The organism is Streptomyces sp. NPDC097619, from assembly GCF_040302735.1.
Taxonomy (GTDB): domain Bacteria; phylum Actinomycetota; class Actinomycetes; order Streptomycetales; family Streptomycetaceae; genus Streptomyces.
The window spans coordinates 47,762-56,110 of record NZ_JBEOSD010000040.1 but is presented as its reverse complement, the minus strand read 5'-3'; the positions used below and the strand labels follow the sequence as shown (position 1 = coordinate 56,110).

General features: G+C 76.0%; 5 protein-coding genes. 3 read left to right on the top strand and 2 right to left on the bottom strand.

Annotation, left to right across the window (positions count from 1 at the left end; translation table 11 throughout):
- Positions 1-271: 271 nt before the first annotated feature.
- Complete coding sequence (locus tag ABTZ17_RS14140) at positions 272-2,200, top strand: AMP-dependent synthetase/ligase (RefSeq protein ID WP_352195849.1); 1,929 nt, start codon at positions 272-274, stop codon at positions 2,198-2,200.
- 158 nt (positions 2,201-2,358) lie between these two features.
- Positions 2,359-4,017 carry an alpha/beta hydrolase gene (locus ABTZ17_RS14135; protein WP_352195848.1) on the top strand — a complete coding sequence of 553 codons (1,659 nt, stop codon included), beginning with the start codon at positions 2,359-2,361 and terminating at the stop codon, positions 4,015-4,017.
- A gap of 52 nt (positions 4,018-4,069) precedes the next feature.
- Here the strand turns inward: ABTZ17_RS14135 and ABTZ17_RS14130 are convergent, their stop codons facing one another.
- Complete coding sequence (locus ABTZ17_RS14130) at positions 4,070-5,260, bottom strand: lipase family protein (protein WP_352195847.1); 1,191 nt, start codon at positions 5,258-5,260, stop codon at positions 4,070-4,072.
- Between the two features lie 152 nt (positions 5,261-5,412).
- On the bottom strand, positions 5,413-6,426 hold the full coding sequence (locus ABTZ17_RS14125) for an AraC family transcriptional regulator (RefSeq protein ID WP_352195846.1): 1,014 nt from the start codon (positions 6,424-6,426) through the stop codon (positions 5,413-5,415).
- Positions 6,427-6,561: 135 nt separating this feature from the next.
- On the opposite strand from ABTZ17_RS14125, the gene ABTZ17_RS14120 reads away from it, so the two are divergent.
- A complete protein-coding gene (locus tag ABTZ17_RS14120; protein ID WP_352195845.1) occupies positions 6,562-8,316 on the top strand; it encodes an AMP-dependent synthetase/ligase in 1,755 nt (584 codons plus the stop codon).
- Positions 8,317-8,349 lie beyond the last annotated feature (33 nt).

Sequence of the window (8,349 nt, the reverse complement as noted above, 5' to 3'; positions counted from 1 at the left end):
GGTGTCGCCGGCCTCCGCCTCGGCCTGGTGCCGCTGGTAGGCGTCGTGCAGCAGGCCGAGGGCGCGTTCGAGCAGGTGCTGCCGCCGACGGGGGCCGCGGCGCGTTCCGGCGCGGGGTGCGGGCCGGGCCGGCTCCGGTGGTGCGGAGGGGGTGGCTCCGGGGTGGGGTCCGCGTGGGTGGGGTGTGCGGGTTCGGTGCGGGGGGTGGTCAGGTCGGTTACCGATGGGTAAATTACCGGCGGTAACTCGCTGCTGAGGTGAGGAGACGCCCGTGCCGCACGACCGCACCGACCCCGCCGCCCCGCCCCGGCTCGTCGAACCCGCCAAGCGGCTGGTCGACGGAGTCGTGCGCGAGGTGTCCGTACCGGCGCTGGCCGCGTCCCCGCCGCGCGGCGGGCTCGGCGACACCCCGTTCACCAACGCCGCCGAGGCCCCCGCCGAGATCGTCGTGTCCCGGAAGACGCCCGGCGGGGGCCCCGGCAGCGCCTGGACCGACCTGAGCGCCACCGCCTTCGCCGCCGAGGTGCTGGCCGTGGCCAAGGGGCTGATCGCCGAGGGCCTCCAGTGGGGGGACCGGCTGGCCGTCATGGCCCGCACCAGCTACGAGTGGACCCTCATCGACTTCGCGGCCTGGGCCGCCGGGCTGATCACCGTGCCGATCTACCCCACCTCCTCCGCCCTCCAGGCCCGCTGGATCATCCAGGACTCCGGGGCCGTGGCCTGCGCCGTCGAGGACACCGCCCAGGCCCGGCTCATCAGCGGGGAACGCGCCCACCTGCCCGCCCTGGACCACCTGTGGGAGTTCGACACCGGCGCCCTCGACCGGCTGAAGCGCGCCGGCGAGCGGATCACCGACGCCGAGGCGCACGCCCGCCGCGGGCTGACCACCCCCGGCTCCGTGGCCACCGTCATCTACACCTCCGGCACCACCGGCCGCCCCAAGGGCTGCGTGCTCACCCACGGCAACTTCTTCGCCGAGGTGGACAACGCCATCGAACTGCTCCACCCCGTCTTCAAGAGCCTCAGCAAGGAGCCCGCCGCCACCCTGCTCTTCCTGCCGCTCTCCCACGTCTTCGGACGCATGGTCGCCGTCGGCTGCCTGCGCGCCCGGGTCCGCCTCGGCCACACCGAGTCCATCGCCTCCGAGGACCTCCTCAAGGACCTCGCCGGCTTCCGGCCCACCTTCCTCCTGGCCATCCCGTACGTGCTGGAGAAGGTCTTCAACACCGGCCGCGCCACCGCCGAGACCATGGGCCGCGCCTCCTCCTTCGACCGGGCCGCCCGCATCGCCCAGCGCTACGGGCTCGCCGTCGAGGCCGCCGAACACGGTCGGGGCCCCGGCCCCGGACCCCTCCTGCGGGCCGCCCGCGCCCTCTACGACCCCCTGGTCTACCGGCGCATCCGCACCGCCCTCGGCGGCCGGGTCCGCTACGTCATCAGCGGCGGCTCCCCCCTCGGACAACGCCTCGCCGCCTTCTACGCCGGCGCCGGCATCGAGATCTTCGAGGGCTACGGCCTCACCGAGACCACCGGCGCCAGCACCGTCACCCCACCGCTGCGGCCCCGGCTGGGCACCGTCGGCTGGCCGCTGCCCGGCACCGGCGTCCGCATCGCCCCCGACGGGGAGGTGCTGCTGCGCGGCGGCCACGTCTTCAGCGGCTACTGGGACTCCGCCCGCGCCGAGGTCGTCCCCGCCACCGACCGGGAGCACTGGCTGCCCACCGGCGACATCGGGGAACTCGACCCCGAGGGGTACCTCACCATCACCGGCCGCAAGAAGGACATCCTCATCACCTCCGGCGGCAAGAACGTGGCCCCCGCCCCCCTGGAGGACTGGCTGCGCGCCCACCCCCTGGTCGGGCAGTGCATCGTCATCGGCGACAACCGGCCCTACGTCACCGCCCTCATCACCCTGGAGCCGGACGGCCTCGCCCACTGGCGCCGGATGCGCCGCAAGGAGCACCTGCGCACCGCCGAACTGATCCGGGACGAGGAGCTGCGCGCCGAGCTCCAAAGGGCCGTGGACGAGGCCAACAAGCTGGTCTCCCGCCCCGAGTCCATCCGCCGCTTCGGGGTGCTGCCGGGGGACTTCACCGAGGAGCGCGGCCACCTCACCCCCTCGTTGAAGCTCCGCCGCTCCGCGATCGCCCGCGACTTCGAGGACGAGATCGAGGCGCTCTACCGGCGCTCCACCCCCTGAGGGACCGAGGGCGGAGGCGGGGGCGGCTCCCCGGCCCCGGCCCGGCCCCGACCCGGCTCCCGATCCCGCTCCCCGGCCCCGTTCCCCGCTCCCCGGTCCGGGGGCGGGTCGGGGCCGGGGACCTTATCGTGGTCCGGGGGCGTCCCGAGGAGGGTGCCGTGCACCGAGTCCGTTCCCGTACCGCGGCCGTCTGCGCGGGCCTGCTGGCCGTGGTCCCGCTGGTCGCCGCCCCGGGCCCGGCCCTCGCGGCCTCCGGCCCCGCCGCCGCCCCGGACCCGAGCGGTTCCACCACCCCGGGCCCCGACGGGACCACCCCCGCGACCACCCCTCCCGCGACCGGCACGCCCGTGCCGAGGAGCACCGCCTCCGGGACCGGGCCCGACCTGAGCCGCTTCTACGGGCAACGGCTCGACTGGGCCCCCTGCGAGGGCGCGGTCCCCGCCGCGATGCGCTGCGCGGACCTGACCGTCCCGCTCGACTACGCCGACCCGGCCAAGGGCACCACCACCGTCGCCGTGGCCCGGATGCCGGCGACCGGGCCCGGCGGGGCCGGCGGCTCCGTGGTCCTCAACTTCGGCGGGCCCGGCGGGCCGGGGGTGGAGATCCTGGGCGCCCTCTCGAAACGGTTCGCCGACCTGAACAAGACCCGCGACCTGGTCACCTTCGACCCCCGCGGCGTCGGCCGCAGCACCCCCGTGACCTGCGGCGGTTCCCTGGAACCTGCCCCGGCCCGGGACGCCGCGGGCCAGCTGGCCGCCCTCCGCGAGGTGGCCCGCCGCTGCGCCCGCGCGTCCGGGCCCGTCCTGCCGTACGTGGGGACCGTGCACGTGGCCCGCGACCTCGACGTGCTCCGCCAGGCCCTCGGCCGCCGCACCCTGGACTACCTGGGCTTCTCCTACGGGACCCGGCTGGGGGCCGTGTACGCCGCGCAGTTCCCCCGCCGCACCGGCCGGATGGTCCTGGACGGGGTGGACACCCTCACCGAGTCCCTGACCGAGCAGGCCCTGGTCTCCGCGCAGGGCCAGCAGCGGGCCTTCGACAACTTCCTCACCTGGTGCGCCCACCAGCGGGGCTGCGTGTACGGGACCAACACCCGCACCGCGAAGGAGCGGGCCGCCGAGCTGGTCACGCGCCTCGACACCGAGCCGCTGACGGGCTTCGACGGGACCCCGTTCACCGGGCAGGACGTCGTGAGCGCCGTCTCCCAGGCCCTGTACAGCCGGGAGGCGTGGCCGGCCCTGGCCCGCGGGCTGGCCCTGGCCGAGCAGGACGGGGACCCCTCCGGGCTGCTGGAGCTGGGCGGTCCGGTGGGTCCGCCCGAGGACGAGGACCCCGGCGCCGACGACTCCGGCGAACCGGTGCTCGTGCCCGCCGACAACGAGGCCGCCGCTCTCACCGCGGTCAACTGCGCCGACGATCCGGACCGGTCGGCCGAGGGCAAGGACCCCGAGGCCGTGGAGCGGGAGATCGAGGACCTGGTGGCCGAGTTCACGGCCGCCTCCCGGATCTTCGGCCCGCGCCAGCTGATGACGGTACTGGCCTGCTACGGCCGCCCCGCCGGGACCGGCTTCATCCGGTCCATCGACCACCCGGGCGCCCCCCGGATGCTGTTGGTCGGCACCCGCGGCGACCCGGCCACCCCGTACCGCTGGACCGAGGAGACCGCGGCCCGGCTGGGTTCGGCCGTCGTCCTCGACTACAAGGGCGACGGGCACGGCGCCTACCTGGCCTCGCCCTGCGTGCGGGGTTACGTGGACGCCTTCCTCGTCGACGGCCGGCTGCCGCACGGCACCCGGTCCTGCCCGGCCGGGGAATGAGACCCGGGCCGGGCGGGAGGGGGGCGCCGGCCCTCTTCGGGGGCCGGCCGGCTCAGCAGTCGCCGCGTTCGGGGCGACCCGCGAAGCGGTCCGCGAGCCAGGAGGCGGCGGAGGCGGTCTCCGTGATCACCCCGGAGACGTGCTCCCCGACCAGGATCGTCTTCCACTGGACCCGGGCCCCGAGCCCGCACCAGTCCGCGCGGAGCCGCCGCCCCACGCCGTACGGGATCAGCTCGTCGCCGAGGGCGTGGTACTGGTACACCGGCGCGGCGGGCGCCGTCCCGCCGAGCCGGGAGCGGCCCAGCCGGTCCTGCCAGTCGGGGCGGTCCAGCGGGTTCGAGGTGGTGAGGTCCGAGATCTTCCTGAAGGAGCCGGCCACCGCGTCCACGATCACGCAGTTCTCCTCGAAGAAGCCGACGAGGGCCTTCCCGGCCGGGTTCAGGTAGGAGTCCAGGTCCAGCTCGGGGAAGGCGGCGTCCTGCCCGGCGGCCGCCATGAAGATGAGGCCCGAGCCGTACGAACCGTCGTTGAAGTCGGCCACCTCCATGAGGTCGGCGGGGATGCCGCCGGCGGCCGTGCCCTTCACGTTCAGCTCGGGGGCGTACGAGCCGGACAGCTGGGCCGCCCAGCCGGCGGCCTGCCCGCCCTGCGAGTAGCCCATCACCCCGACCGGGGTGTCCGCGCCGAGCCCCGCCTCCGGCAGCCGGATCGCGGCCCGCGCGATGTCCAGCATGGCGTGCCCGGCGGACGGGCCGACCGTGTACGTGTGGGTGCCGGGCATGCCCAACCCCTCGTAGTCGGTCACGGCCACCGCCCAGCCCCGCAGGGTCAGTTGCTGGATGAGGTTGGCCTCCATCGCGGTCCCGTAGGGCAGGTTCGCGCTCGGCGCGCAGGAGTCGCCGAGGCCGACCGTGCCCACGGCGTACGTGACCAGCGGGCGGGGCCCGGTCCGGCCGTCCCGCGGGACGATCACCGTGCCGGAGACGAGGTTCGGCCGACCGTCGGCGGCCGTCGAGCGGTACCGCACCTTCCAGGCCCGGGTGTTCGTCCACTGGCCCGGCAGCGGGTGGAAGGCGGAGGGCTCCACGTGGACGAGATCGCCGGGGGCGAGAGCGCCGGGGCCCGGGGCGGGCGTCGCCGCCGTGGCGGGCGGCGCGGCACCCAGCAGGAGGGCGGCGACGACGGGAACGAGGTGGCGGAGACGAGGACGGACGCGGGTACGGACGCGGGTACGGATACGCATGGGCGGCTCTCCCAAGGGTCCGGTGGGGGTTTCCGGCCAAGGTAGTGACCGGTGCCGCACCGGGTGCCTGACCGTACGGCTCAGGTTCGTTGACCGGGATGCCGCCGGGCGGGGCCGGGCGCGGCCCCGGCGTCCGGGTGCGGGCGCGCCCCTCACCCGCCCGGACCGCGCACGCGGTAGGCCGCCGGCGTCGTCCCCGTCCACCGCCGGAAGGCCCGGTGGAAGGCGGTGTCCTCGGAGAACCCCAGCCGCTCGGCCAGCTCCCCGATCGCCTCGCCGCCCTCCACCAGCCCCGCGATGGCCGCGTCCCGCCGCACCTGGTCCTTGAGCTGCTGGAAGGAGGTGCCCTCCCGCTGGAGCCGCCGCCGCAGCGTCGCCGGGCTCACGGCCAGCCGCGCCGCGACCTCGCCGAGCTCCGGAAGCCGCGGCGAGACGCGGAGTCCGCGGGACAGCGCCCGCCGCACCTGCTCGGCGACGGTGGTGCCGTACTCCGGCCGGGTCAGCAGGTCGAAGGGGGCCCGGCCCAACATCTCGTCCAGCCCGGCCTCGTCCCGGACCAGCGGGGCCGACAGCCACCGGGCCTCGAACACCGCCCCCGTCCGCTCCGCCCCGAACCGCACCGGGCAGTCGAAGAGCACCGCGTACTCCTCCCGGTGCGGGGGCGCCGGATAGGCGAACTCGGCCCGGACCAGCGGGATCCGGCGCCCGATCAACCAGCTGCTCAACCGGTGCCAGATCGCGAGCAGGCACTCGGTCAGGAAGCGTTCCTCGTCCCCGGCGGGCGCGCTGCGCACGGTGAACCGGGCCTCCGCCCCGGACCGTTCCAGCCCCAGATCGGGTCCACCGGGGAACAGCCCGTAGAAGGCGGCGCCCCGCTCGACGGCCGCGCCCAGGTCGGGGCAGGGCAGGGCGGCGTAGCACATCATCGCGAAGGTGCCGGGCCGGCTGGGGACGGTGCCCAGGCCCAGGAACTCGTCGCGGGTGGTCCGGTAGAGGGCCCGGAACAGCCGGGCGAACTGGGCCTCGGTGACCCGGGCCCGGTCGTCCCCGAGGAGGGAGGCCGGGATCTGCGCCGCCTGGAGCAGGGGCACCGGGTCGAGGCCGGCCCGGCGCACGCCCGCGAGCAGGGCCCGCACCTGGTGCACGGTGATCGTCCGCCTCCCCATGGCGCCGACGGTAGCCGCCCTGAGCGCTGTGGTCAGCGGGGCTGACGCTTCCGGTCATGCCGGGGCGGGGATCCGGCTCCTTAGCGTCGGTGTGCGGGCCGGAACCGGCCCGCCCACCGGCACCGGGAGGCGGAGATGGGCGAGGCACGGCCGAGGACCCTGGCGGTGTTCACGGACTGGGCGGCGGAGCGGTACGGCCCGGAGCCGGCCCTGCGCTTCCGGCCCCGGACCCCGGCGGCGGGCGCGGACCCGCTCTGGGAGACCCGCGACTACGAGGAGCTGCGGGAGGCGGCGTCGGCGGTGGGCCGGGCGCTGCTGGCGCGCGGGGTGGCGGCCGGGGACCGGGTCGCGGTGCTGGCGGAGACCTGCCCGGAGTGGACGTACGCGCACTTCGGGATCCTGGCCTGCGGGGCGGTGCTCGTCCCGGTGTATCCGACGGCCGGGGAGGAGGAGCTGGCCTGGGTGCTGGGGGATTCCGGGGCGGTGGCCGTGTTGTGCGAGGACGGGGCGCAGGAGGGGCGGGTGGCGGCGCTCCGCGGCCGGTTGCCCGCCCTGCGAGAGGTGCTGCCGTTGGACGCGGGGGCCGGGCCGGACGGGCACCGGCACCTGGCGGGGGCGCTGGCCGCCCGGGCCGCCGCGGTGGTCCCGGGGGACGGGGCGGCGATCGTGTACACCTCGGGGACCACCGGTCCGCCGAAGGGATGTCGGCTGACCCACGGGAACCTGGGCGCGGTGCAGGACGCCACGCTGCCGTTGGTCCGGGGCGGGCCGGGGGATTCCACGTACCTGTACCTGCCGTTGGCGCACCTGTTGGCCCAGCTGATCCAGTTCACCACCCTGCTTGAGGGCGGGGAGCTGTGCTACTTCGGCGGTCGGATCGAGGAGGTGCTGGGCGAGTTGGCGGAGGCGCGGCCCACGCACCTGCCGTCCGTGCCGCGGCTGTTCGAGAAGGTGCACGCGGTGGTCCGGTCGCTCGCCGAGTCCGAGGAGGGCGGGGCGGAGCGCTTCCGGGAGGCGGTCCGGCTGGGGTTGCTGGCCGCGGAGGGGAGGCTGCCCGCGGAGTCGGCGGAGGCGCACCGGGCGGCGGAGGAGGTCCTGTACGGGCCGGTGCGGGCCTCGTTCGGGGGCCGGCTGCGGTGGGCGCTCACGGGCGGTGCCCCCATCGATCCGGAGACCCTGGACTTCCTGCGGGCCTGTGGGATCGCGGTGTTCGAGGGGTACGGGATGACCGAGTCTGCCGGGGTGATCTCCCTGAACCATCCGGGTGCGGTCCGTCCGGGTTCGGTGGGGCGTCCGGTGGCCGGCTGCGAGGTCCGGATCGCGGCGGACGGGGAGGTGTTGGCCCGGGGGCCCATGGTCTTCCCCGGCTACCACGGCGACCCGGCGGGCGGCGGTGAGGTGCTGGACGCGGCGGGCTGGCTGCACACCGGCGATCTGGGACGTCTCGACGAGGACGGCTTCCTGCACATCACGGGTCGCCGGAAGGAGCTGGTCATCACCTCGGCGGGGAAGAACCTGGCTCCCGCGGAGGCGGAGTTCGCCCTCCAGCGCAGCCGGTACGTCTCCCGCGCCGTGCTGATCGGCGACCGCCGCCCGCACCCGGTGGCGCTGATCACCCTGGACCGGGAGGAGGTGGCGGCCTGGGCGGCCCGGGAGTCGGTGGACGCGGGGGCGGCGCCGGAGGAGCATCCCGCGGTGCGCGCCCTGGTCGAGGAGGCCGTGGCGCGGGCCAACGAGGGGTTGTCCCGGCCCGCGCGGATCCGGGCCTTCCGGATTCTGCCGGGGGAGTTCACGGTGGCCGACGGGCTGCTGACCCCCACCCTGAAGCTCCGCCGGGCCGCGGTGGCCGCCCGCTACGCCGCCGAGATCGAGGAGCTGTACGCCCCCTGAGGGGTGCCGCGCCGAACCGGGGCCGGGAGGCGT